Annotated in this window: 24 protein-coding genes and 1 riboswitch; of the genes, 12 read left to right on the top strand and 12 right to left on the bottom strand. The window is 46.3% G+C overall.

Annotated elements, in window-relative coordinates; genetic code table 11:
* From aroF to H8876_RS05825, 10 genes are all read right to left on the bottom strand, one after another.
* On the bottom strand, positions 1-800 hold an 800-nt coding region (aroF, locus tag H8876_RS05870; RefSeq protein ID WP_249286950.1), incomplete at its 3' end, for a 3-deoxy-7-phosphoheptulonate synthase.
* A gap of 302 nt (positions 801-1,102) precedes the next feature.
* Positions 1,103-1,648, bottom strand: coding sequence for a flavodoxin family protein (locus H8876_RS05865; protein WP_249286949.1), 546 nt, complete (start codon positions 1,646-1,648; stop codon positions 1,103-1,105).
* A gap of 75 nt (positions 1,649-1,723) precedes the next feature.
* Positions 1,724-2,368, bottom strand: coding sequence for a histidine phosphatase family protein (locus H8876_RS05860; protein ID WP_249286948.1), 645 nt, complete (start codon positions 2,366-2,368; stop codon positions 1,724-1,726).
* The gene (locus tag H8876_RS05855) at positions 2,369-2,812 is read right to left on the bottom strand and encodes a bifunctional adenosylcobinamide kinase/adenosylcobinamide-phosphate guanylyltransferase (protein ID WP_249286947.1); all 444 of its coding nucleotides are present in this window, start codon (positions 2,810-2,812) and stop codon (positions 2,369-2,371) included. It abuts the gene before it with no gap.
* Positions 2,813-2,826: 14 nt separating this feature from the next.
* The gene (locus H8876_RS05850; RefSeq protein ID WP_249286946.1) at positions 2,827-3,636 is read right to left on the bottom strand and encodes an adenosylcobinamide-GDP ribazoletransferase; all 810 of its coding nucleotides are present in this window, start codon (positions 3,634-3,636) and stop codon (positions 2,827-2,829) included.
* Positions 3,633-4,169 carry a bifunctional adenosylcobinamide kinase/adenosylcobinamide-phosphate guanylyltransferase gene (locus H8876_RS05845; protein WP_249286945.1) on the bottom strand — a complete coding sequence of 179 codons (537 nt, stop codon included), beginning with the start codon at positions 4,167-4,169 and terminating at the stop codon, positions 3,633-3,635. Before H8876_RS05845 ends, H8876_RS05850 begins: the two co-directional genes overlap by 4 nt.
* Complete coding sequence (gene cobT, locus H8876_RS05840; protein WP_249286944.1) at positions 4,170-5,327, bottom strand: nicotinate-nucleotide--dimethylbenzimidazole phosphoribosyltransferase; 1,158 nt, start codon at positions 5,325-5,327, stop codon at positions 4,170-4,172.
* A gap of 17 nt (positions 5,328-5,344) precedes the next feature.
* The gene (locus tag H8876_RS05835; RefSeq protein WP_249286943.1) at positions 5,345-6,109 is read right to left on the bottom strand and encodes a sugar phosphate isomerase/epimerase family protein; all 765 of its coding nucleotides are present in this window, start codon (positions 6,107-6,109) and stop codon (positions 5,345-5,347) included.
* 39 nt (positions 6,110-6,148) lie between these two features.
* A complete protein-coding gene (locus H8876_RS05830; RefSeq protein ID WP_249286942.1) occupies positions 6,149-6,781 on the bottom strand; it encodes a flavodoxin family protein in 633 nt (210 codons plus the stop codon).
* 11 nt (positions 6,782-6,792) lie between these two features.
* The gene (locus tag H8876_RS05825; RefSeq protein ID WP_249286941.1) at positions 6,793-7,404 is read right to left on the bottom strand and encodes a GDSL-type esterase/lipase family protein; all 612 of its coding nucleotides are present in this window, start codon (positions 7,402-7,404) and stop codon (positions 6,793-6,795) included.
* 427 nt (positions 7,405-7,831) lie between these two features.
* Here H8876_RS05825 and H8876_RS05820 point away from each other — a divergent pair, with 427 nt between their 5' ends.
* A complete protein-coding gene (locus tag H8876_RS05820; protein WP_249286940.1) occupies positions 7,832-8,815 on the top strand; it encodes a lipoate--protein ligase in 984 nt (327 codons plus the stop codon).
* Positions 8,816-8,967: 152 nt separating this feature from the next.
* Here H8876_RS05820 and H8876_RS05815 read toward each other — a convergent pair whose 3' ends face one another.
* Together H8876_RS05815 and H8876_RS05810 are read right to left on the bottom strand one after the other, a co-directional pair.
* The gene (locus H8876_RS05815; protein ID WP_249286939.1) at positions 8,968-10,005 is read right to left on the bottom strand and encodes an ROK family transcriptional regulator; all 1,038 of its coding nucleotides are present in this window, start codon (positions 10,003-10,005) and stop codon (positions 8,968-8,970) included.
* Between the two features lie 136 nt (positions 10,006-10,141).
* Entirely contained in the window at positions 10,142-11,152 is a 1,011-nt protein-coding gene (locus H8876_RS05810; protein ID WP_249286938.1) for a hypothetical protein, read from the bottom strand.
* Between the two features lie 178 nt (positions 11,153-11,330).
* A riboswitch (cobalamin riboswitch) is annotated at positions 11,331-11,481 on the bottom strand.
* A gap of 215 nt (positions 11,482-11,696) precedes the next feature.
* On the opposite strand from H8876_RS05810, the gene H8876_RS05805 reads away from it, so the two are divergent.
* The 11 genes from H8876_RS05805 to H8876_RS05755 all read left to right on the top strand — a co-directional run.
* The gene (locus H8876_RS05805) at positions 11,697-12,782 is read left to right on the top strand and encodes a DMT family transporter (RefSeq protein ID WP_249286937.1); all 1,086 of its coding nucleotides are present in this window, start codon (positions 11,697-11,699) and stop codon (positions 12,780-12,782) included.
* Between the two features lie 19 nt (positions 12,783-12,801).
* The gene (locus H8876_RS05800; protein ID WP_249286936.1) at positions 12,802-13,095 is read left to right on the top strand and encodes a hypothetical protein; all 294 of its coding nucleotides are present in this window, start codon (positions 12,802-12,804) and stop codon (positions 13,093-13,095) included.
* A 237-nt stretch (positions 13,096-13,332) separates the two neighbouring features.
* Positions 13,333-14,730 carry a dihydrolipoyl dehydrogenase gene (gene lpdA, locus H8876_RS05795; RefSeq protein ID WP_249286935.1) on the top strand — a complete coding sequence of 466 codons (1,398 nt, stop codon included), beginning with the start codon at positions 13,333-13,335 and terminating at the stop codon, positions 14,728-14,730.
* Between the two features lie 17 nt (positions 14,731-14,747).
* The gene (locus tag H8876_RS05790) at positions 14,748-16,418 is read left to right on the top strand and encodes a hydantoinase/oxoprolinase family protein (RefSeq protein ID WP_249286934.1); all 1,671 of its coding nucleotides are present in this window, start codon (positions 14,748-14,750) and stop codon (positions 16,416-16,418) included.
* A gap of 32 nt (positions 16,419-16,450) precedes the next feature.
* Complete coding sequence (locus tag H8876_RS05785) at positions 16,451-17,452, top strand: thiamine pyrophosphate-dependent dehydrogenase E1 component subunit alpha (RefSeq protein WP_249286933.1); 1,002 nt, start codon at positions 16,451-16,453, stop codon at positions 17,450-17,452.
* Position 17,453: 1 nt separating this feature from the next.
* Entirely contained in the window at positions 17,454-18,425 is a 972-nt protein-coding gene (locus tag H8876_RS05780; RefSeq protein ID WP_249286932.1) for an alpha-ketoacid dehydrogenase subunit beta, read from the top strand.
* A 47-nt stretch (positions 18,426-18,472) separates the two neighbouring features.
* Entirely contained in the window at positions 18,473-18,739 is a 267-nt protein-coding gene (locus H8876_RS05775; RefSeq protein WP_249286931.1) for a biotin/lipoyl-containing protein, read from the top strand.
* Between the two features lie 32 nt (positions 18,740-18,771).
* On the top strand, positions 18,772-20,553 hold the full coding sequence (locus H8876_RS05770) for a cobalamin-dependent protein (protein WP_249286930.1): 1,782 nt from the start codon (positions 18,772-18,774) through the stop codon (positions 20,551-20,553).
* 19 nt (positions 20,554-20,572) lie between these two features.
* Positions 20,573-21,244: a dihydrolipoamide acetyltransferase family protein gene (locus tag H8876_RS05765; protein ID WP_249286929.1), complete on the top strand. Its 672-nt coding sequence runs from the start codon at positions 20,573-20,575 to the stop codon at positions 21,242-21,244.
* A 21-nt stretch (positions 21,245-21,265) separates the two neighbouring features.
* Positions 21,266-22,750 carry an aldehyde dehydrogenase family protein gene (locus tag H8876_RS05760; protein ID WP_249286928.1) on the top strand — a complete coding sequence of 495 codons (1,485 nt, stop codon included), beginning with the start codon at positions 21,266-21,268 and terminating at the stop codon, positions 22,748-22,750.
* A gap of 255 nt (positions 22,751-23,005) precedes the next feature.
* A partial coding sequence (locus H8876_RS05755) for an iron-containing alcohol dehydrogenase (RefSeq protein ID WP_249286927.1) occupies positions 23,006-23,766 on the top strand: 761 nt, incomplete at its 3' end.

The following is a 23,766-nucleotide window of genomic DNA, read 5'->3' as shown; positions in this document are numbered from 1 at the left end:
TATAAGAGACAGTGAGTCATAGTTTTCAGAAGCGGAATAGACGCCAGATCCAGCGTATTTCTCGTAGCGGTTTCGAAGGTCCGGATGCCTCTTTCGCAAAGGATCACATTTTCATTTCCGCCAGCCATGATGTATTCTGCGCTCATCAGCAGTTCCTTCAAAGTATTTGCAAGCCCTCTCTTTAACAGGATCGGTTTTCTCAGACGGCCGACTTCTTTCAGAAGTTCGAAGTTCTGCATGTTACGGGCACCGATCTGGATCACGTCTACATTTTCAAAAAGCGGCAGCTGAGAAATGTCCATGACTTCAGTTACGATCGGAAGTCCGGTTTTTTCCTTAGCTTCCAGCAGCAGGTCGATGCCCTGTGCTCTCATACCCTGGAATGCATATGGCGAAGTTCTAGGCTTGAACGCACCGCCTCGCAGCATGCCTGCTCCTGCATTCTTGACCTCTTCTGCCACCAGGCAGATCTGCTCTTCGGATTCTACTGAGCAAGGCCCTGCGATGACCTGAAAGTTTCCTCCGCCGATCTTTACGCCGGGGAGGACTTCCACTACTGTGTCTTCCGGGTGGAATTTACGGTTTACATTCTTGTAAGGCTCCTGAACACGCTTTACGGTTTCGACGATATCCAGGGCGTTGATCAAGTCGATATCAACAGCGGCTGTGTCGCCGATCAGTCCCATGATGGTGGCGGACTGGCCTTTACTCATATGGATGTCCAGCCCCATGCTTTTCAGCCAGGAGACTAAGTTTTCAAGCTGTTTCTGATCCGGGTTGTCTTTTAATACGATAATCATTGTGTTTCCCTCTTTCTACTTTCGTTATAAAAAAACTCCACAGGTGAATTTCACCTGCGGAGTAACCTTCCATCGCTCTATTGATCAGTGTGGGATGTTTAACTCATTGCAGCGAAATTCACCTTACCTCTAAAGAAAGTAAAGTAAAAGTAAAAATATACAGCTGCAAAAGTTCTGTTTAACATTTTTGTTGTCCCTTTCTGAATCATTTGCTTGCATTGTAGCACTTTCCATGTATGCTGTAAAGAGTTTTTTCCCAAAAAAGTTTGATGGACCATCTTGACGAGTCTTGATGGGACGGTCTATACGGACTGTCCCATTTTTTCTGCTTTTTGTAAAGCATCGGTATTCAGTATCTCGCCTTTGCCGCTGACGCCGGTCACTGTCAGTTTGCCTCTGTCGTGCCATTTGCAGTAATCGGTGATAAGCTCGTAGGAGCGAAGCACTCCATCGTAGCAGTGACTGTCGGTATCTTCTGCACAAATCAGCAGAAAGGCTTCTTTGTCGGCAATATTACGCTCTCCGATGATGAAGGAATACATCTTGTCGATCGCGGCTTTCAGCTGGGCCGGGAACGTAAACCAGTACAGCGGCGTCGCCAGAACGATGACGTCAGCTTCTTCGATCAGCGGTGCCAGCTCGTTGCTGAATCGATCATCCCAGACGCAGGCTTTCCCATTTGAAAAGCAGGACTCGCAGGCCCGGCATGGCAGGATCGCATTGCGTCCGGCCTCATAGCGAATCACTTTATGGCCAGCAGATTCTGCACCTTTCTGAAATGCATCTGCCATTAGATCACTGTTACCGCCAACTCGCGGACTTCCCGTTAAAATCAAAATATTCTTCATGTTCCTTACCTCCCTTTGCAGGTCTATTATACCGCAACTGCAGGGCAGATTGCCAGGGGTTTGTTGTATTGACTATTAAAACTCTTCCTTTCCCACGATATCCTTATCTTCCACCGTCAGCAGATAGCCGTGCCCCGGATCCGGCAGCCACTGATAAAAGTTTTCTTTTTCATCAGGGAAGGCGTTCTGCAAAATCGCCGCAATGGGTCCGCCGTGGCAAACGGCGATGGTCAGCAGTTTTCCGTCCGGGGGATTTGACCGGCTTGGGGAATCAGCAATGCTTGATATCAGACGTTTCTCCTGTTCCTGCAAAAGTTCAGTAAAACCTTTCAGCACACGCATTTGAAAGTCGCACGCACTTTCACCGCCGGGAGGCGGCAGAGTTCCCGTGGTGTCTCCGATCCAGGTCTGGTAATCGGGATCGTCCTTTAGTTCGCCATAACTTTTCATTTCAAAGTCGCCGAAATCGATCTCGCGAAAAGGGGAGAATGCTTCGTGCTCCCGGTTGCCGTAGATCAGAGAAAAAGTCTGTTCCGTGCGCAGCATGCCGCTGGTATAATACTTTGCATCCGTATCATTCGGGTAGATTTCCTGCGCAGAAAGACTTCGGAGCATTTCGATCCCTTCTTCCGCAAGAGGTATGTCGGATGATCCGTAATAAAGCCTTTTTTGATTTCCTTCGGTGATCCCATGCCGGATCAGGCAGATTTTTGTTTTCATTTACTTCACTCGCTTTCCAATTCCGCAAAACACCCGATGTACTTCGCTGGCTTCCGCTGCCAGCCGGAGCATGAGCCTGCCGTTCATTTCCCGAAAGACTCGTAGCGCTGGGTCCATGGGAACGATTCCCTGTGACACATCAGTCATGATGAGAACTTTATCCTGCCAGGCTTTACGTCTCTCGGAAAACCAGTCCGCTGCTTCCAGTGGGGGAAGGACTGATTCCGGAGATTGTCGTTTCACTTGCTTTTCCGGCTCTTTTCCTGTCAGGGCTTCATATCTGCGCATCGCGCACCGTTTCACAAATCCTTCGATCCCATAGATCGCATCGGCTGCAAAGTCGGGCGCTGCGCCGTCGCTGCAGTCACACACTGTCTTTATATCAAAATTTTTCTTGGCATAGTCCAGCTTCCCCTGGTATGCACCGCCGAAAATTAAAATCATAGTTATTTATCCTCCTAAAGCGCGATCGCGCCGCCAACCAGCGCCAGCAGTAGTATCCCGGTCAGTTCGCCGGTGACGATCATGTAGCCGGAAACGTCCCCGCTCATGCCGCCCAGCTGCTTTCTCATGCGTCTGCCGATAAGGCTTTCCAGAGAAGCCTGCGCCAGCAGGATCCACAGTAGAACGATCAGTCGCAGTACCGAAAAATCACCCAAAAGCCCACAGCCTGGGAGCACCACTAGTATCAGGCAGATCACGATAGTCATGATCACCCCTGTCCATCCCTGTTCGTTATAATAATGTGAGGACAGCCCGCGATACTGGCTGGTTTGCATCGGTGTCCGGTTGATGATGCTGTAGGCGGAAAGTTCCCGCGATATAGTAAAAACAGCGCACAGCATGGCCGCTTTTGCCAGAGAGAAATCCTCCGCTAAAGTCGCCATAGATGCGAAAAACAGCAGTATCATAAACCCGAGAGAGATCACAGCGAATGCTCCTACGTGGGAGTCCTTCAAGATCCGCTGCCGGTCAGCCAGCGGCCTGCGGGAAAGCACCGCATCGCTGCAGTCCATAAACCCGTCCAGGTGAATAAATCCCGTCATCCAGAAATAGCAGAAGGTCAGCAGTGCGCCAGTCAGTAAGCTGCTGACGCCCAGCAGGGACAGCAGCCACCAAATAACGCTCACAAGCATCCCTAGAGCCGTTCCGATCAGGGGAAACATATTGAGCATGGCGTATCGATTATCTTCTTCCCAGCCACGATATGGGCATGGGATCCGGCAAAAACATCCCCAGGCCATCAAAAACCCTTTTATATATCTCATTTCCAGATTTCCTCCATTCCTCCACTGATTTCGATCACCCGTTCGCAGACAGAAGCCAGCGCCCGGTCTGCTGCCGCCAGCCCCTGGCGGTAAGCCTCGACAGTCTCACTGTATTCGCAGGCATCGCTATAGATATAATCGGAGACGAAAACCGTGCTCCCGGTCTTTGCGGCAAACTCTGTAAGATCCCCTCGGATCCGATTTGCAGCATCCGGATCGAATTCGCCGCGCTCGTCGAACATCTCATTGCTGAGAAGTGCGGTCACGCTGTCTAATAAAAATGCTCCGGAGGGAACTACCTGAGGATCGTCCAGGAGCGACAGCAGGTTTTTCCCGCATTCCAGCGTCGTGAATCCCCAGCCGTCCCGTTCGGTCAGGTGTCTGCGGATCCGTGCGTGATCCTCTTCGTCGTGGGGGATCATGGTAGCGATGTAGTAAAGAGGGCTGCCGGCCTCAACCGCCTGCCTGCGAGCCAGGCGCTGCGCATAAAAGGATTTGCCGTTCTTGCAGCCGCCGCTGATGAATACATTCATTTAAAAGAAGTCTCCTTCCTGGATCTCATCCAGATAATCGTCGTTGATCTCGGCCTCATCGAAGGTCGCCATGTGGCACATCACGTCGCATGCTCCCCGGAGCACCTCGAAGGCGATGGGGCAGCCGCTGCCTTCTCCAAGGCGCATGTCCAGGTCGAGAAACGGCCGGAGCTCCAGGCGGTCCATAGCATGCATGTAGCCTTTTTCCAGGGATTTATGAGATGCAAACATATAGGAGGCACAGTCCGGCGCCATCATATAAGCTGCCAGTGAAGCGACTGCGGAAATATAGCCGTCTATCACGATGGGTAGCCGGTTTCGTGCCGCACCCAGGTACAGGCCGGTCATGGCACAGATGTCGAATCCGCCTGCCGTCGCCAGGATCTCCAGCGTGGCGTTTCGCACGTCAGTCAGGCAGTCCAGAGCTTCTCCGAATTCCGTGCTCCGGTAGGGCTGGGACACGGCATCCACGATTTCTTTTTTCTTTGAAAATCCCGCATCGTTGACACCGCCGCCTCTGCCGCATGTCTCCTCCGCGCCAAGGCCTGTCAGGGCGGAAAGTACGGCTGCGCTCGTGGTGGTGTTGCCGATGCCCATTTCTCCTGCACCGATCAGGTCGTATCCCGCTTTTTTTAAAGCGCTCGCCATCTCCATGCCGGTCTCGATACACTGCAGTGCTTCTGCAAAGGTCATGGCAGGGCCTTTTGCAATATTCCAGGTGCCGCGGCGGATCCGGCGGTTTACGATTTTATGGGTGTCTGCCAGGGGTGCTTCGCAGTAAAACTCTTGCGGAATGTCGTCTTTCACACCGAGATCGACGATGAGAAGGTCACTTCCGAAGCTTTCTGCCAGTGCTCCCACGCCGGTGAGTCTGCGGGTGAAGTTGATGGTTTGCGCCCGGGTCACCGACTGGGGTGCTGATGCGATGCCTTCTTCTGCAACGCCATTGTCGGCGCACATGACAGCGACGCAGGTCTTTTCGATGGTGTTATTTACCTGTCCCGTGATCCCTGCCATTTTGATGGAAAGCTCTTCGAGCACGCCCAGGCTGCCCGGCGGTTTTGCCAGTCTGGCCTGACGGTCTGCGGCTTTTTCCATGGCTTTGACGTCGGCGGGATCGATCTCATTTAATTGTGCAAAGAATTCTTCTTTCGTCATAGTTTCCTCGTTGTTATCTATAAGTTTTTTTGATTTTCCATCCACTCCATGGCCTTGCCGCAGTGGATGACCTCGACAGTGTAGGTGGTGTCCGGATTGCAAAGCTCCTTTGCCTGCCGCAAAAGAGCGTGGATATCCATGCTCCCTTCGTCAAACGGTGCGTGCCAGTCGTAGCTTCCGTCGTTGTTGTGAAGGTGGAAGTGTTTGATATACGGTGACAGCACCTGGATCCACTGGCTGACCGGAACATCGCTCATACAGTTGGCGTGGCCGATGTCCAGACAGATGCCGATGTTAGGCTGATCGATATCTTTTAGCATATCTGCCATCATCTGCGGTTCATCTTCCAGGACGTTTTCGATGCAAAGCTGAAAATCCGCAGGCTTGTCTGCCATAAATCCCGTCCAGAATTTCACCGATTGCTCCTGATGCCACGATTTAAAGTAAATGTGAGGCACATAACCGGAGTGGACTACCATTTTAGTGATGCCCAGATCTTTACAGGCGGTGTACGCCTGCTCCATCCGATGGCGGGCAAGGTCCTTTGCAAGAGGATCGATAGCCGCCGGATGCAGTTCGTTAAACGGTGCGTGGAGCACCGCGTGCTCCGGAGAGACTTTGCAGTCCGTAAAAAGCCGGCGGATCTCTTTGCAGCATGATTCGTATTTTGGCTCGTCCAGATTTTCTGCCATGCAGAACTGATCCAGTTCGAGGCCGCTTTGTGTTTTTTTGACCCAGCAGGCGAAGTCCTCGCCGATGGTCGCGATGTAAAGATTTTTCATAGGGTTTATTATATCACGGCATCTTGTGCAAGGATAGGATCAAATAAAGTTGGTCATGTTACCGGATTCCTGCACAGGTGGCAGGATTCCTGCTCTCTTTCCGGCCTCGATCGACTTGAGCAGCCAAGCCATATTGCGTCCTAGATTGTGCATGGTCTGAAGTCCTTCTAGGTCTTTTTTGACATCGGACGGTTTCCAGCCGTGAACCATATTCCAGTAGGTGGAGCTTACGACTGGCATCTGGGCGATGGTGAAATATTTCTGAAGAACGTCTAAAGATGCACTCGTTCCCGCGCGGCGTGCTGAGGCGATAGCTGCCGCAGGTTTGTGTGCAAAGGCTTTGTAGCTCAGACCATCGCAGCAGCTGAAAAAAGCTCGATCAAGGAAGGAAAGGATTCGGCCGGTCGGATGGGCATAGTACACAGGTGTGCCGAATACAAAACCATCTGCTTTATGTGCTTTTTCTACAAACTCGTTGACGGGGTCATCTTCAAAAACACATTTGACTCCATTACACATCATACATCCATTACAGTCGCGGATCCTGCCTGGACCGATTTGAACGATTTCATATTGTATATTTTCTTCGGTGAGGATTTTTCCAATTTCCTCGAGGGCTGTAAAGGTGCAGCCTTTCTTATTTGAGCTTCCGTTTAACATTAATACTTTCATGGCAATTCTCCTCAGTTGGTATTTTTATCGAGTAATTTCGTGATCATATGAGTAACGTTTTGGGCAATCGCCTTGTGACCGGAGGCGGTTAGATGAATGCCATCCAGGTACAGATCATTTTGAAAAAGCTGGCCGGTCTGCGCTTTGAATGATTCAAAACCAGCGTAAAAGTCGAAAACGGGAAAGTCAAAGGTAGAGGCAAAGGAATGAAGCCAAAGCCGAAGCAGCAAGTGTTTTTCCGAAACTTTCCCGAAGTCGCTGAAAGCAGCCCAGTCGCTTCGGATCTGTCCCGCAGAAAAGCCGGGTGCGATTCCTATAATAGGAGTGATTCGCTGGGCGGCAGCCTGGTGTGCCATGGCCATGTAGTTGTTTTTAGGGATATCCAGACTGCTGCCCACGATGAAATCGTTGATTCCTCCTGTAATAAGAACATAATCTGGTCTATGCTCGATCACGTCCCGTGAAAAGCGAGCCAGCATCCCGGATGTGGTATCACCGTTGATTCCTGCGTTGATTAGTGTTGTGTTTTCTGGATATGACTGAGAAATCCAGTTTTCTTTTTTTCTTACCCCGAAGCCGCGCGTAAAGCTGTCTCCAAGGCATATAATGTTTGTATTATGCATAAGATCCCTCCTTGGTTCATAAGGTAACTCTAGCACTATTGCGGCGAAAATGCAATGGTTATTATAGAAGTTATGATAAATACGGAATAAATAAGACTATTGAAATTACAAGAAAACTATTGACATGTAACGGAGATAGTGGTAACTTATAAAAAGAGTTACGAAAAGCAATGACATAATGTCGCAACATATGTTTACAAAAGCGAAGTACATAACATAATCCATACATAAAGAACTCCGAACAAAATACAAAGTCGTAACTTGAGTGAAAGCCTATGAGATAATTTGACATAAACACTTACTCGATTCCAATCCTATTTCCTTGCGACATCAAAAAACATATTTTGGAATTCCTCAGAGGCGGGGACAGGTGGTTCGATGCCTGTCCTCTGCACGGATGAGGATGAAAAAGAAAGGACGAAGAGCCATGAAGTATATGAAAACGGGCAGCACGGATCCGTGCTATAATCTGGCGTTTGAAGAATATGTTTTGAAAAACTGTAAAGATGATGACTACGTTCTTTTGTGGCAGAACGATAATACGATCGTATTTGGGGTGAATCAAAATCCGTTAGAAGAGATCAATATGGATGCAGCGAAAGAGCTGGGAGTCAATATTGTCAGAAGAACAACCGGAGGCGGAGCGGTATACCACGATATGGGGAATTTGAATTTCTCCTATATCACCGACTGGGATGATGGAGAGAGTTCCAGCTATGCCAGATTTTTGGAACCGATCACGAAAGCTTTTGCCAAGATCGGACTGAAAGTGGTCATGAAAGGCCGAAACGATCTGCTTCTGGACGGCAAGAAAATTTCCGGCAGTGCACAGCGTTTGCTGGACGGGCGGATCCTCCATCATGGAACGCTGCTGATCGATTCGGATCTGGGGAAAATCAGCAATGTCCTCAATGTATCCGAAGATAAGATCAAGTCAAAGGGAATCAAGTCCGTGCGAAGCCGGGTGACCAATATCAATGCTTATGCGGATCATAAACTGGATATAGAAGATATTAAAAATCTGCTGTTGGACAACTGGTTTAACGGCGAAGTGAACGAGACTTTCTTTGAAGAGGCTCAGCTGGCGGAAATACGCGATCTGGCAGACCAGAAATATCGCAGCTGGGACTGGGTCTACGGAAGATCGCCGAAATTCAATTATAAAAATCGAATGAGGTTTGAAGGGGGTTCCATAGAAGTGAACCTAGAAGTTGAAGGTGGGATCATACAGCAATGTATCATCATCGGAGACTTCCTTTCATTACAGAGTATAGAGAATGTTGAGAAAGTACTTACAGGCATTCCGTTTGATGTTCGAGCGGTGACGCAGGCTTTAGACCCGTTGCCGCTGGAATTGTACTTCGGAAGTATTTCCAGGGACGAAGTGCTGAAGTGTTTTCAAGAGGGGTAAATTCAGAGATGATTTGCGTGCGATAAGACGCTGCAGAACTGATTTTTGATCGGTTCTGCAGCGTCTTATTTTTTGGATAAGCAATAGGAAGTAATCTATCAAAGTAAAAGAAGCCTGTGCTTTGGTAGACACAGGCTTCTGTCATATCTATTCTATTTTGCGATTAGTTTCACCTTTGGCTTCAGGCAGTCGATTGCAATTTGGATGGTTCCCTGCAGATATACATCGCTGTAATCCTCCTGCAATTCAAATTTCGGGAGAAATTCACTTGGGAACATTTCGGCACAGGTGTCGCAAATGGTTTTAAAGTTTTCGACATTAAAACTTTTTCCCATAAGGACAATAACCGAAGGATTAATGGTGGAGATTATAGCTGCGATGGAAAACAGTGTTTCCTGAATAAGCTTTGGCTTTGTTGAATCAGCAAATTGAAGTTCACTGGCAAAACTATCATAAATATAACTGATTTCCCCTTCCATATTTGAAGCTCCTCTATATATTTGGTTGTTGATAATAAATCCGGCGCCTACAGGATGTTCCAGTGGGGTTAATATCGTTGCTAAAGTTTGACCTTGATGTTCAGCATGAGCCTGGTAATAGCCGTATGCGCTGATGGACGGACTTCGATCGACAGAGACTTTCACGCCAAAGGCATTTCCCAAAAGGGCGACTAAATTTACTCCATTTAATTCTTCAATATCGTTGATACCGATCGTACCTTCTTTTGATGCGAATCCAGGGATTCCGATCCCGATTGATTTGATATTGGAATGGGTGGAAATGAGATCGGACACCAAGTTTTTTATAGTGTCAGGATCGATACGATCGTATGCTTTTATCCGCTCTTCCATGATTTCACCGTAAAGGTTGGTTACTGCATACTGAAGTGTTTTCAAGGTTTTATCGGACTGGATCGTCATAGCGATCACCAGCGAGAAATTTTTATTATAGATGTATTGACGGGCAGGTCTTCCGCCACTACAGTTTTCTAAATCTCCTTCCAAAATTTCCCCGGATGTGACCAGATCTTTTAGAATGTTGCCGCATGTGGCAATGCTGAGCCCGGTGATGCGAGCAATTTCAGCTCGCGTAGCAATTTGCAAGCTCTTCAATGTATCTAAAATCAAATTTGTGTTAGATTCTTTGACACGAAGTGTATTATTCGTTAAAACGGGATTGTTCATATGCATTAAGTCCTCTCTAAGGTATAAAATAGCAAGATATAAGAATCTTGTGACCTCACATATAATTTATCATTTTGAAAAAGATATATCAATAAGTATTACAAAAGAAATTACGATGATATATTTATTTTAGGAATGATTGTTATCTACTCACCAATGTCAAATTAGGCTGAAGATTGCTGATTGCAGTATCCAAAGCGCCAGATGCACAAACTTTCAATGGGCTTTCCTCCAGAATGAATTTAGGCCGGGGCTCATTAGGAAAGGTTTGCATGCATCGGTCTTTGATTTCCTGTAATGAAATTGCAGAAGTCTCGGATTTTGACAGGAGAATTACATCCGGATGAAATGTGGCCAGTGAAGATGCGATGGCGAACATAACTTTTGTCATAAGAGTATCGTGTCCGGATTTTTTTTTCAAATGTGTTTGTAGGAAGTGCATTTCAAATTGGCCTTCTTCAGATGAATCACCTGTGTAGACCTTTCCGTTAAACACATACCCGGCATTCACAGCGCTCTGAGATATAGTAAAAGCAGCTATGGTAGCATTGGTAAGATCGGGATTGTTTTTATAGTAGTCCATTGCAATAATAGACGATATTTTTTCGATTTTCACAGGAATCTGGTATTTTTGCGTGCACAACGTTTCCAGAAAACGGGTGTCTTGGATTCCGGCTGCTTTCTGCAAATGATGGAGTAAAGTGGCCGGGATGCCAATGCTGATGGAAGTAAGTGAATGAAATCGTTTGAACTCTTTGTCGAGAAGAGCTTCGAGTGTTGATAAGCTGAAGCTGCTAGTAGAAAAAGTGTTTCGAGTTACGACTTCTTTACAGAGATTTGTTACAGTATACTGCACGATATAGTTGTCTGTGTCAGGATATATTATAATAGCTGCCACTATATGGTGGCTTTTATTATAAATATATTGTTTGGCAGGGCGACCCCCGCTGCAGTTCTGCAAGCCACCCTCCATAATTTCGCCAGAAACAAGAAGGGATTTTAGTATATTGCCGCAAGTGGACAAGCTTAGCCCGGTTGACCTTGCTATTTCATTTCGTGTGGCAGTGCCGAGTTTCTTTATGGTGGAGAGAATAAGTTGTGTGTTGGATTCTTTTACTCGAGTCGTATTATTGATTAATGTATGATGTTCCATATTCATTAGACCTCCCTTCTGGACTTAGCTAAATAAAAAACGCCTGCTTTGAGGCGCTGAATCTACAAAAATAAACAACAAAGATACACTGTACTACAAAAAATAATACAGAGGATAAGCTGTATTTTATAAGAAACATAGTCTCACCTCAGAAGACTTATGTGTAGAGACTAGACAAGTTTCCCGACTTAATCTTTACTGTAGAGAATACTACATACCTACTTGGATGCCTTCCCCAGGAAATTATCCTCAGTGGCTGTGACAGAACACGTATCCGTTCGTAGATAACACGGTTGCTGAGATACAGTGCCGGAGTTACACCGGCTTCCAGAAATGCTGAGTCTCAATCAATATTAATATATGTTAATATTACTATTTATTTTATGCTTTGTCAAACAAAAATTAAAACGTGATAGACGAAAGTAATAATAGGCGATGTTTAACAAAAAATACGGCTTACGATAAGTGTTGACAAAAGAGAAATAATATGGTATGTTATTTAAAAATTCATACTATTTATTTTAATCAAAAGGAGGCAAAGAAGTTGACACAAAATACCAACGGAGCTGTTGGAACGGGCGGAACGCAGGCGCTGGATGTTTTAAACAGCCGAAAAATCAGATTTGTTATCCAAGGAATGTTTTATGCAATGATGTCGGGGCTGCTGGTTGCAGTTCAAGGAAATGTATCATCGATCGTGCAGACCTATGCACCATTTATTGATCTTCCTACAGGCGTTGCACTTGGTATCCTTGCGGTAATTTGTCTAAGCTTTTGTCAGGAACTTATAGCATTTATTGTTTTACTCATTGTGAATACAATTCGAGGAACAGGTCCGAGAGAATATATTAGATTGTATGCTTCGGGAAAGCCTGCATTGTTCTTGTTCCTTGCAGGATGTGGCGGAGGCCCGTTTGGAATCTGCTGCCAGTTGATTGCGATGAGCATGTGTGGTGTGACGATTACAACGGCGATTGCTGTTATAAACCCTATCATCGCAGCGGTTCTCTCAAGAATTTTCCTGAAGGAGAATATTAAACCTCGCGTTTGGGTTGGGATTGTAATCGTAATTGCAGGTGCAATCATGGCTGTTGTAGGACCGAGTGGAGGGGATCAGTATCCGCATTTCTTTATAGGTGTTCTTTTTGCTCTGCTGGGAAGCTTCGGATGGGGTATGGAAGGATTCCTGGGTACGTTTGGCTCTGACATTGTTGACACTTATGTTGGATGCGGATGCTTTAGAATCGGATGCTCGACTCCGATTCTGTTTTTACTGACCATCTTGGTTGGTGGATTCTGTGGCATCGGGTTTGGCGACGGACCGGTATTAGTGGGTGAAATTTTAACAGATGGAGCGAATGCGCTTCCTTTGATCCTGCTGGGTATCTGTGAAGCAATGGCAGCATATACTACATATCTTGCGTTTGATAAGGCTGGCGCTGCTAGAACGCTGGTATTTGTTAATACGTATGCGATTTGGAGTATTCCGGTGGGCTTTGCATTTGCAGCATTGGGAATCTTCCCGTACTCTGTAGCTCCGCTTACTGTAATCGGTATTGTCGTATCTCTGATTGGACTGGTATTGATTGCAGCGAATCCAAAAGAACTGGTAAATATGAGAGATAACTAGAGGGTAGGAGGAAAGAAATATGAAATTGCCTTTTAAGGTTGCAATTATGCAGCACTTTATTTTAAATCCGGACACATCGTTTGATGTGAACGAAATCTTAGAAGCTATGAAGCCTGTTTATGGTAAGGAGCGTCAGTGTAATCCGGTGCGGATCGATTATTATCTGAGAGCCATGCTGAACGTAAACATTTTAGAAACGGCTTCCATTGAGCTCGTAGGCGAAAAAGATTTGGATGTGAGATATAAAATCACAAATCATGGTGTTGAAATGAAAAAATACATTCCAAAGAAAAAGGAAAATTCGTATCTGTAGATCAAAAACAAAAGGAAACGACCGTGAGGCAAGGAGAAGTTGCTTTGCGGTCTTTTTCTAAACAGAAGACTTTGTTAAAAAAGTAAAGCGTAAATTGTCGGAATTTTATTGACAGAATAGGGCGGGGATGCTATATTTGAGATAAGTTATTAAAAGTGATAATAAAACATAAATACAAATACATACGCAATGATATTGAAATAAACTTGCAAGATCACAGATCAGAAAGGAGAAATCATGTTTTACGATGTAGTAGTGCTGGGCGCAGGCCCAGGAGGATATGTCAGCGCGATCCGGGCAGCTCAGCTGGGTGCGAAGACAGCTATCATTGAGAAGAACAAAGTGGGAGGAACCTGCCTGAATGTGGGATGTATCCCGACGAAGGCTCTGATGAAAAATGTTGAGATCCTACATTATATTGATGCGGGAAAGAAAAGAGGCATTAAAGTCAAGGGAGAACTGGAGCTGGATTATGCGAAGGCGGTTAAGGCTAAGGACAAGGCAGTAAAGCAGCTGGTAAATGGAGTGACCGGTTTGCTCGCTTCCAACGAAATCACCATGTATCAGGGCATGGGAACTGTAAAAGCCGGTAATAAGATCGAGGTTGCAGCTGAAAACGGCGATGTTGAAACGATCGAATACGGCAAGCTGATCCTGGCAACAGGATCTTCTCCGAAGATGCCGCCGATTCCGGGCGCTGATCTGGAAGGCGTTATGACAAGCGAAGGTTTCCTTTCTATCACAGAAGTTCCGGAGAAACTGGTTGTTATCGGTGCAGGGGTTATCGGATGTGAGCTGGCAACGGTATTTAAGGCTTATGGAAGTCAGATTACTATGGTTGAGATGATGGATAAACCTGTTGCGATCCTCGACAGCGATGTAGCTAACTATATGGAAGGCATCTTAACGCAGCAGGGGATCGATCTGAAACTGGGCAAGCAGGTAAAGGGCATTGCCAGGAACGATGCAGGCAGTCTGGATGTGACTATCGCAGATAAGGATGGCAACGAAGAAGTCGTAAGTGGTGATAAAGTTCTGATCTCCATCGGAAGAGGTCCTAATGTGGCTGGTCTGGATGAACTGGGACTGGAAACGGAGAGAGGATATGTTGTTGTAAATGACAAGCTGGAAACCAGTGCAAAAGACGTTTACGCCATCGGTGATGTGACCGGCAAGAAGCTTCTGGCCCATGTGGCGTCCGAAATGGGTGTTGTAGCGGCAGAAAATGCGATGGGAGCCAGTAAGGCCATGGATCTGTCTATCGTTCCGAGCTGTCTTTACACGATTCCTGAAGTTGGCTGCGTAGGCATGTCCGAAAAAGAAGCGAAAGACGCTGGATATGATGTGATCTGCGGCAAATTCCCGCTGGTAGCCTGCGGTAAAGCCGTTGCTACAGGAGATACAGAGGGGATGTTTAAGATCGTAGCAGATAAAAAGACCAGAAAAGTTCTCGGAGCGCATCTGGTTGGTAAGAGTGCTACCGAGCTGGTCGCTGAAATGGCAGCATACATGAAGATGAATGCTACAGTAGATGATGTAGTAGATACGATCCATGCGCATCCTACGATCTCGGAATCCATTGCGGAAGCAGCCAGAGATATCGATAATTGTACGATCCATATGCCGAAGAAATAAATTATAGGAGGCAGAAAATGTCGTATGTAATAGGAATTGATACGGGAGGAACCTATACGGATGCTGTTCTTTTAGATACGGAAAAGAAAGGCGTTGAGGCTATCGTACGAAAGGCGAAAGCTTTTACTACCCATGAAAAGCTGGAGAATGGTATAGAGCAGAGTATGGGAGAATTGAACCTGACGCCTGACGATACATCTCAAATTGAAAAGGTTGTGCTTTCCACCACGCTGGCAACGAATGCGATCGTTGAGAAGAAGCTTCATAAAGTAGGGCTGATCGTTGTTGGAGATATGCCGAGAGGAGAGATAGCATCCCAGTACATTGAGTCTGTTCCGGGACGTATCAATATCAAAGGGCGAGCATTGGTGAACGTCAGCAGAAAAGCGACGGAGGAAGCGTTGAAAAGACTACTGCCTCATGTGGGGGCGATCGCGATTTCTGGCGCGGCTAGTGTCAGGAATCCTATGCAGGAGCAGGAGGTAAAGCAGATCGTACAGGAAAATTGTGATTTGCCGGTCATGTGCGGACATGAATTCGTCAGTGAACTGGGTTTTCTGGAACGCACAAATACCGTGGCGATCAATGCTGGTCTGCTGCCTATTATCAATCGCTTCCTGGAAGCAATAAAAAATGTTTTAGAGAAGATGAAGATCGATGCTCCCATTTTCGTGGTGAAAGGTGATGGGAGTATCGCAACGGAAGATTTGATTCGAGAAAAGCCGATCGAGACGTCATTGTCAGGCCCGGCAGCAAGCATGATCGGGACCATAAATTTGACAGGCATTGAAAATGCAATTGTTTCCGACATGGGCGGCACGACAACGGATACGGGGATTGTCCGAGGCAAGCGTGTAGAGCTCTCTTCCGAAGGTGCGGAAGTCGGCGGCTGGCGAATCAAGGTAAAGTCGGCCAAGTTATATACCTTCGGACTTGGCGGCGATAGTGAAATCGCGATTGACGATGGAGGTCTGAAGGTGGGGCCAAGACGTGTCTTGCCGGCATGCCGGGGCGGAGCAGGAAACATGACCCCGACAGATCTGATGCATTATACGAGGGAGTTTATAGCATGGGATTCGGAACTGGCGGAGGCATCAGTTCGTGCTTATGCAAGCAGAATGTTTGTTACTCCGGATACTTTTGTGAAAGCGGCGGAAGGAGCTGTCACAGAGAAGATTTACGAAGAAAACATCTCATTATACAAAGACCTGGGCTTTCCGGTATGTGCCATCGGGGCACCGGCGAACACATGGTATAAGAAAGCGAAAGCAGAGTACGAGTTTGATCTGATCATTCCGCCCAACTACGAGGTGGCTAATGCAGTTGGCGCAGCCACTGCGGGGATTCAGGAAACTGTGCAGGCTATTGTGAGACCTGGCGAAGAAGGACATGGATTTCTGGTTCACGCGGACAAAGAGAGATTCTCTCTGATGGATCGCAGGGAAGCACTCAAAAAGGCGTATCAGGCTTCGCTGGAATATGCAAAACAGAAGATCCTGGATCAGAATTTAGAGATAGATCAGATCGAAACTGAATGTGTGGATGTATATATGGACGCAGGACGTCTGATATATAAGAGAATCGATCTTGCTGAGATCGAAGAAGAGATTTTAGAAGGTGAAGACCATTCCGGACAGTTTGTTGAGACCCGGATCAAGGTCTCGGCCAATGGAAAGAACTTCATTTAAAATCGAATTGTTGAAAAGAAGGAGGAAATGTAATGGCAATTCCAAAAGAAAGAGCATTGGAAGCATATAAGACAATGCAGAAAATCAGAAACTTTGAAAAACAGGCATCCAGAAGTTTCTCGGAAGGTGTCGTACAGGGCTTTATTCACCTGTACACAGGCGAGGAAGCTGTTGCTACCGGCGTGTGTATGAACCTTGAGAAGACAGACTATATCACAAGTACACACAGAGGACATGGACATATTATTGCAAAGGGAGCTGATCTGAACAGAATGATGGCAGAACTTTGCGGCAGAGAAACGGGCTATTGTCACGGTAAAGGTGGTTCCATGCATATCACGGATACAGAGATCGGTGTTCTGGGTGCTAACGGTATTGTAGGCGGCGGATTTACGCTGGCATGTGGCGCAGGAATCACAGCGCAGATGAAACAGAACGGTGCGGTATGCGTATGCTTCTTCGGAGATGGTTCTACAGGAACAGGTACATTCCATGAAGCTATGAACCTGGCAAGCGTATGGAAGCTGCCGGTAGTATTCGTTTGTGAAAACAATGGATATGGAATCAGTACTGCATGCAGAAGAGATTCTTCCTATACAAACCCGAGCATGAACTGTAAGACGGTTGCTGACAGAGCGCTGGCATACGGCATGAAGGCGATGGTTGTAGATGGCAATAATGTCAATGAGGTTTATGACCGTGCCAAGGAAGCTATCGCATATGCCAGAGAAGGCAACGGACCGGTATTTCTGGAATGCAATACATATAGATGGGATACTCACTTCGTAGGGGATACAGACAACTACAGACTTCCGGATGAACTGGCAGTATGGAAGGAAAAGTGCCCGATCAAGCTGCATGAGACTTATCTGAAGTTTATGAAGCTGGCAGATGACGATCAGCTGAAGGCGATCGCGAAGGAAGCCAGAAATGAAGTAAAAGCTGCTCTGAAATTTGCAGAAGAGAGTCCGTTCCCGGCTCCGGAAACAGCAGTACAGGACGTTTACACTGATATCGTAGAGGAGGGAAGATAAGATGAAAGAAATTTTTTTCTCGGAAGCTATCGCATCTGCAATCAGAAATGAAATGCAGAGAGATGAAAATGTATATATCCTTGGCGAAGACGTAGGTATTTATGGCGGAAGTTTTGGCGCTACTGCTGGACTGTATGATGAATTTGGTCCGCTGCGTGTCAGAGACACTCCGATTTCTGAAATGGCAATTATGGGTTCCAGTGCAGGCGCAGCAGTAACAGGGATGAGACCGATTGCAGAGATCATGTACGATGACTTCCTCGGATGCTGCATGGATCAGCTGATGAACCAGGCTGCCAAGTTCCGTTACATGTATGGAGGCAGAGTACAGGTTCCTATGACGGTAAGATGTGCATGCGGAGGTTACGTAACAGGTGCGGCACAGCACTCCCAGAGTATCGAAGCGATGATCGCACATATTCCGGGGCTGAAGGTGGTGTATCCGTCTAACCCGCAGGATGCAAAGGGACTGCTGATTTCTGCAATTCGTGATGATAACCCGGTAGTATTCTTTGAACACCAGACTCTGTATGGAGTAAAGGGTGAGGTTACTGACGATTTCGATCCGATTCCATTAGGAAAAGGCAAGATCGTTAAGGAAGGTAAAGATGTTACCGTAGTTGCAACAGGTGTGCAGGTGGGTAAAGCGAAGGAAGCTGCTGAACAGCTGGAAAAAGAAGGTGTGAGCGTAGAAGTAATCGACCCTAGATGTCTGTATCCGCTGGATAAGGAAATGATCTACGGTTCTGTAGAAAAGACAGGTAAGATCGTAATCGCAACAGAAGAATGCAAACGTGGTGCATGGTCCGGAGAACTGGCAGCAAGAATCGCAGAAGACAGATTCGAATGCCTGAAGAAGCCTATTGTAAGAGTAGGCGCGCTGGATACTCCGGTTCCGTTCTCGCAGCCGCTGGAAGATTATATGCTGCCGCAGACAGCATATATCGTAGATGCGATCAAATCTGTTCTGTAACTTAAATTAATTAAAATAAAATTAGATAAGAAAAGGAGAATACAACAATGGCTACATTAATCAAAATGCCTAAGATGGGCGCAACTATGACAGAAGGTACTTTAACAAACTGGATCGTAAAAGAAGGTGATACCGTAGAAGAAGGCGATGCAATCTTTGAAGTGGAAACAGATAAGCTGTCCAATGAAATTGAATCCTATGAAGACGGAACGATCCTGAAGATTCTGGTAGAAGAAGGATCCACAGTGCCTTGCCAGACTCCGGTAGCTGTAATCGGCGAAGAAGGAGAAGACTACTCTGATCTTTTAAAGTAGTTGAAACAGAAAAAACAGAAAGGCTAAAAGAGATGAGTAAAGTTTTAGACCAAACCAATCGAGAATATCTTGCGAGCCTCATTCCGAAGGACATTCCTGACTGGAAGGCTTCCTGGGAGGAAGGTTATAAAATCGGTCAGGGCATTGAAATTATGGAAACTCCATTCATGAAGAAATATGGGGTAAAGAGCGATGCGGAGTACCGCCTTCAGCAGGCAGCCCAAGGGAAACTGACCTATCAGATCAACATGGGGCTTGCTTCTGTAGAAGACGAAGCGGCAGGACTCCGGGAAGCTGAAAAATTCAACGAAGAAACAGGACTTCGCATCAGCTTTGCTCATCAGCTCCCTAAGAACATTGTCGGAACGCCGAAGGACAAAAGAGATGGTGTTCCGACGGCTCTGGGATTTGACCTGAATGAACTTTCGGACTGGACTGCAATCACGCAGGCGTCTACCATTGAAGCGATTTTTGCAGATAATCACCTTGGATACCCGAATGCGGTGGAGACGACCATCAATGCGCTGAAGGCAGGAAGCAGATACCAGGGAATGTTCGGGATGTTCCAGCAGGTGGCACCGGGATGCCCGGATGAAGTGTGGAACATGAACGAAAATGTTAAAGCACTTGGAATTGTTGCTTCCAAGTGGGACGATCAGATCATTGTAAACTCCAATCAGGATGATAGTTTGCCGGCATACTGTATGGATCTTACATCATATCTCGCATGGGCCAAGTGGGAACGGTATGTTGTAACGGATTTGTGCAAAGCGCGTTACGCATTCAGCTTCGGGAATCTGACAAGCAACCTGATTCATAAAGCAGCCATGTGGCTGGCAGCCAGTGATACATTCCGTCTGGATGATCAGCCGGGAATCGAGTTTATTTACCCGAACACAGTGGATCACTGGGATCATCATCTGCATTCCAACTACGGCTTCCAGATTCCGGAGGCATTGATGCTGAACCTGGTGGAACGGAAGTTCAAGACGGGAGGGTCCTTCTTATCAGTGCCTATTTCCGAAAAGGTTGCGATTCCTACGGTTCCCGAAATGCTGGATATGACCGGAGCCTGTCAGAGAACAGATGAAGCGGCTCCATATTTTGAACAGATGATGGACTGGACGATCGTAGAAGAAACCCGGGATAAGATCAAAGAGTATTCGGAAATCATGTTCCAGAACTTCATGAACGGTATGGAAGAAGCAGGGATCGATATCACCAATCCAATCGAAATGATGGTTGTGCTGAAGAAGATGGATCCGACCAAGTTCGAGCAGCTGTTTCATCCATCTGTTGTACAGGATGGCAAGGATCGTGTGGAACCGATGCTTCCTGCGGCACTCTGGTCGGTTTCGGAGAATATGTCTCTGGGAATTATTGATAAACTGAAAGGTACTGCGTGCGAAGAAAAACTGAAGGGAAAACGCGTATGTATCGTTTCGGGAGATCTGCATTATTTCGGTCTGTATGTTATGAGCCGTGTGCTGGAAGAACTGGGAGCCGATGTCCTTTATGGCGGAAATTCCATGGATGCCATCGATGTGCTGGACCTTGCAGATGAACATGGAATCAAGAATATTGGAATCAGCCTGCACAACGGTCAGGCACTGCCCTATGCCAGACTGCTGAAAAAGCTGGCAGAAGAAAGAGGTCGGGAATATAATTTCTACCTTGGTGGAGCACTTACCAGTTTCCTGCATGAAGATGATGAAGTCCCGGTAGATGTAACCGAGTATATCGAGGAAATGGGTTTGCATACGACTTCTTCGGTAGAAGAACTGGCGATAGCACTTGCACATCAGGAGGATTAACCGAGAAAAGGAGAAAATCATGGGAAAGACAGTAAAACTGACAGGAATACGGAAGCTCATCGCTCAGAGAATGAGCGAAAGCTGGAATACAGCTCCGCGTGTTGTATATACGTTGAGTGTAGATATGACGAAGACCCTTGCTCTGATTAAAAAAATGAATGAGGGAAATGAAGATAAAGCTAAGAAAGTGACGGCAAACCATATTCTGATGAAGGCTTGTGCAGATGCTATGGCAGAATACGAATATGTAAACTCCAGCTTCACAGAAGAAGGTATTGAAATCCACGATGAAATCAATATAGGACTGGCTGTTGCAATAGAAAGAGGTCTTATTGTTCCTAGCACAAAGAATGTGGGCAATAAAGATCTGAAGCAGATTGCAGAAGAAACTAACGAACTGGTTTACAAGGCAAGACACAATAAGTTGGATATGGATGATATCACAGGTGCGACCTTCACCATTTCCAATCTGGGCATGATGGGAATCGAGAACTTCTCTCCAATCATCAATCTGCCGGAGGTGGCGATCCTGGGTGTAAACAAAATCGTGGACACTCCTGTAGTGGAAGATGGTAATATTGTAATAAAACCTAAGATGAACCTGAATTTTGTGGCGGATCATCGTGTAATCGATGGTGCTTATGCAGCAAAATACATCTCTAAAGTAAAAGAAATTCTGGAAAATCTCTAAAGAGATCATGGAGGAATCAAAATGGATAAGAAAAAAATGTATATCAACGGTGAGTGGATCGAAGGCACTTCCGGTAAAACATTTCAGTCGGTAAACCCGGCAACAGGAGCTGTAAACGCAGAAGTTTGCCAGAGCAGCTTAGAAGATACAAAAGCTGCTATCGACGCTGCTTATACTGCATTCTATGAAACAAGAGAATGGAGAGATATGGATGCCCAGGAAAGAAGCGACATGATGCTGAAGATCGCTGATACAGTTGCCAAGTACAAGGATGAACTGGCAATGCTGGACAGCATCGATATGGGCAAGCCGCTCAGAGAAGCAGAAGCTGACGTAGATGATACTATCTACTGCTACAGATACTATGCAGGGCTGATGAAGGCTCCGCACGGCGGCGCATACGAAGTAAACAAGGGCTTCGGCGATATGCACTGCTACAGCATTCATGAGCCGATCGGCGTATGCGCGCTGATCACACCTTGGAACTACCCGCTGCTGATGGGCGCTAACAAGCTGGCTCCATGTCTGGCTGCAGGAAATACGGTTATCTACAAGCCGCCTACAGTAAGCGTGCTGTCCGCCATCAAGATGTTTGAGATCTTCGAGGAAGTTGGACTGCCAAAGGGCACTGTAAACCTGGTAATGGGATCCGGAAGTGTTCTGGGTACAGAGCTTTCTGAAAGCGAAAAAGTGGATATGGTTTCCTTTACAGGAAGCACGGCAGTTGGTCAGGACATTATGAGAAAAGCAGCTGGAACAGTGAAAAAGGTCAGCCTGGAACTGGGCGGCAAGTCCCCTAACGTGATCTTTGCAGATGCAGACCTGGACTGCGCAGTGGAATGGTCCATGATCGGTGTATTCTATAACCAGGGAGAAGTATGCTCTGCAGGAAGCCGTATCATCATCGAAGAAAGCATCAAGGATGAGTTCTTGAAGAGATTCAAGGCTAAGGCAGAAGCGATGACTATCGGCGATCCACTGAAGAATCCGGATATGGGGTCCATCGTATCGGAAGAACAGTTCAACACTATTATGTCCTACATTGAAAAGGGCAAGGCAGAAGGCGCTACACTGGTAACTGGCGGTGAAAGATATGCAGAAGGAGAATGTGCCAAGGGCTTCTATATCAGACCGACGATCTTCGATAACTGCACACCGGATATGACCATTGTGAAGGAAGAAATCTTCGGACCTGTTGTAACAATCCAAACATTCAAGACAGAAGAAGAAGCAATCGCTATGGCCAACGATACTCCTTACGGACTGGCAGGCATGGTATTTACGACAGATGGCGCCAGATCTCTGCGTGTAACGAAGGAGATCAGAGCCGGAATCATGTGGATCAACTGCAACCAGCCGGCATTCAATGAAGCTCCGTGGGGTGGCTATAAGATGAGCGGTATCGGACGTGCGTTGGGCACTTACGGCTTGGAAGAATACCAGGAAGTAAAGCAGATCAATATCGCGCTGAATCCAGGTCCTGTAGGCTGGTATGAAAACGAATAAGAATCTCCTTAAATGGTAGTAACAATCTAAGCAAAAAGAACATCCTGCGTGTAACTAACTGTAACTATTAGAATATCATTGATATCTTGCGAACATCTCGATACGGGGTGTTCTTTTTGTTTTCGGCTGATGCATACTGTGAACAATAAGAGTGTATTGTGCGTGCAACTGTAAATGTTTTAATAAGTATAAGTATTGTAAAAAGGATTATGATAATATATAATAAATCTGCTATTCAAGGAAGGAGTAAACAGTATGAGCGTATTATTCAGTTCACCCGGAAAATATATTCAGGGAAGCGGAGAACTTTCAAATCTTGGAAAGTACACCAAAGAGTATGGAAAGAAAATGCTGCTTATTACGGATCAATTTTTATTAGACAAGTTTAAATCAAATTTGGATGTAAATATTGAGGTGCATGACGTGGAAATAGAATATGTTATATCCAGCGGAGAATGTACCTATAAGGAAATAGAGCGGATTGCTGATTTGGCGAAGTCAACCGCAAGTAATATCATAGTTGGTGTTGGTGGTGGTAAAGTCTTAGATACTTCGAAAGGGGTGGCGACAAAAACGGGATTACCATTAGCTATTGTACCTACCAGCGCGGCACAGGATGCACCGTGTTCCAGACTATCTGTGGTATATAATGAGAATCATGAACTGGATTCTTTTATGACTCATAGAGAAAATCCTAATTTGGTTATTGTTGATAGTAAAGTAATCAGTGAAGCTCCGGCTCGGATGTTGGCTGCAGGAATGGGGGATGGTATTTCGACGAAGTTTGAATCCAGAGCCTGCATTGCTTCGGATTTAGAAAACTACGGTGGCGGGAAGGCGACGAAAATAGCTGAAACTTTAGCGCAGTTATGCTATGACATCATTATGAAAAATGGGAAAGCAGCGTATAAGGCGGTACAGAATCAGGTTGTTACAAAGGCACTGGAAGTGGTTATTGAAGCCAATATTTATCTTTCTGGCTGTCTCTTATACACATCTCCGAGCCCACGAGACGG

Origin of the sequence: Lentihominibacter faecis, assembly GCF_014306095.1 — a bacterium.
GTDB classification, from domain to species: Bacteria; Bacillota; Clostridia; order Peptostreptococcales; family Anaerovoracaceae; genus Lentihominibacter; species Lentihominibacter faecis.
The sequence above is the reverse complement of the archived record's forward strand: the minus strand, read 5'-3'. Positions and strand labels throughout refer to the sequence as shown.

Excerpts from the sequence above, each read along its gene's own strand:
- H8876_RS05835 (WP_249286943.1), bottom strand. The coding sequence starts at position 6,109 with ATGAAAAATCTTTACATCGCGACCATCGGCGAGGACTTCGCCTGCTGG.
- H8876_RS05820 (WP_249286940.1), top strand. The coding sequence starts at position 7,832 with ATGAAGTATATGAAAACGGGCAGCACGGATCCGTGCTATAATCTGGCG.
- H8876_RS05865 (WP_249286949.1), bottom strand. The coding sequence starts at position 1,648 with ATGAAGAATATTTTGATTTTAACGGGAAGTCCGCGAGTTGGCGGTAAC.
- H8876_RS05770 (WP_249286930.1), top strand. The coding sequence starts at position 18,772 with ATGAGTAAAGTTTTAGACCAAACCAATCGAGAATATCTTGCGAGCCTC.
- H8876_RS05775 (WP_249286931.1), top strand. The coding sequence starts at position 18,473 with ATGGCTACATTAATCAAAATGCCTAAGATGGGCGCAACTATGACAGAA.
- H8876_RS05825 (WP_249286941.1), bottom strand. The coding sequence starts at position 7,404 with ATGCATAATACAAACATTATATGCCTTGGAGACAGCTTTACGCGCGGC.
- H8876_RS05785 (WP_249286933.1), top strand. The coding sequence starts at position 16,451 with ATGGCAATTCCAAAAGAAAGAGCATTGGAAGCATATAAGACAATGCAG.
- H8876_RS05860 (WP_249286948.1), bottom strand. The coding sequence starts at position 2,368 with ATGAAAACAAAAATCTGCCTGATCCGGCATGGGATCACCGAAGGAAAT.
- cobT (WP_249286944.1), bottom strand. The coding sequence starts at position 5,327 with ATGACGAAAGAAGAATTCTTTGCACAATTAAATGAGATCGATCCCGCC.
- H8876_RS05760 (WP_249286928.1), top strand. The coding sequence starts at position 21,266 with ATGGATAAGAAAAAAATGTATATCAACGGTGAGTGGATCGAAGGCACT.
- H8876_RS05815 (WP_249286939.1), bottom strand. The coding sequence starts at position 10,005 with ATGCATATGAACAATCCCGTTTTAACGAATAATACACTTCGTGTCAAA.
- H8876_RS05845 (WP_249286945.1), bottom strand. The coding sequence starts at position 4,169 with ATGAATGTATTCATCAGCGGCGGCTGCAAGAACGGCAAATCCTTTTAT.
- H8876_RS05780 (WP_249286932.1), top strand. The coding sequence starts at position 17,454 with ATGAAAGAAATTTTTTTCTCGGAAGCTATCGCATCTGCAATCAGAAAT.
- H8876_RS05790 (WP_249286934.1), top strand. The coding sequence starts at position 14,748 with ATGTCGTATGTAATAGGAATTGATACGGGAGGAACCTATACGGATGCT.
- H8876_RS05800 (WP_249286936.1), top strand. The coding sequence starts at position 12,802 with ATGAAATTGCCTTTTAAGGTTGCAATTATGCAGCACTTTATTTTAAAT.
- H8876_RS05765 (WP_249286929.1), top strand. The coding sequence starts at position 20,573 with ATGGGAAAGACAGTAAAACTGACAGGAATACGGAAGCTCATCGCTCAG.
- H8876_RS05855 (WP_249286947.1), bottom strand. The coding sequence starts at position 2,812 with ATGATTTTAATTTTCGGCGGTGCATACCAGGGGAAGCTGGACTATGCC.
- lpdA (WP_249286935.1), top strand. The coding sequence starts at position 13,333 with ATGTTTTACGATGTAGTAGTGCTGGGCGCAGGCCCAGGAGGATATGTC.
- H8876_RS05830 (WP_249286942.1), bottom strand. The coding sequence starts at position 6,781 with ATGAAAGTATTAATGTTAAACGGAAGCTCAAATAAGAAAGGCTGCACC.
- H8876_RS05850 (WP_249286946.1), bottom strand. The coding sequence starts at position 3,636 with ATGAGATATATAAAAGGGTTTTTGATGGCCTGGGGATGTTTTTGCCGG.
- H8876_RS05810 (WP_249286938.1), bottom strand. The coding sequence starts at position 11,152 with ATGGAACATCATACATTAATCAATAATACGACTCGAGTAAAAGAATCC.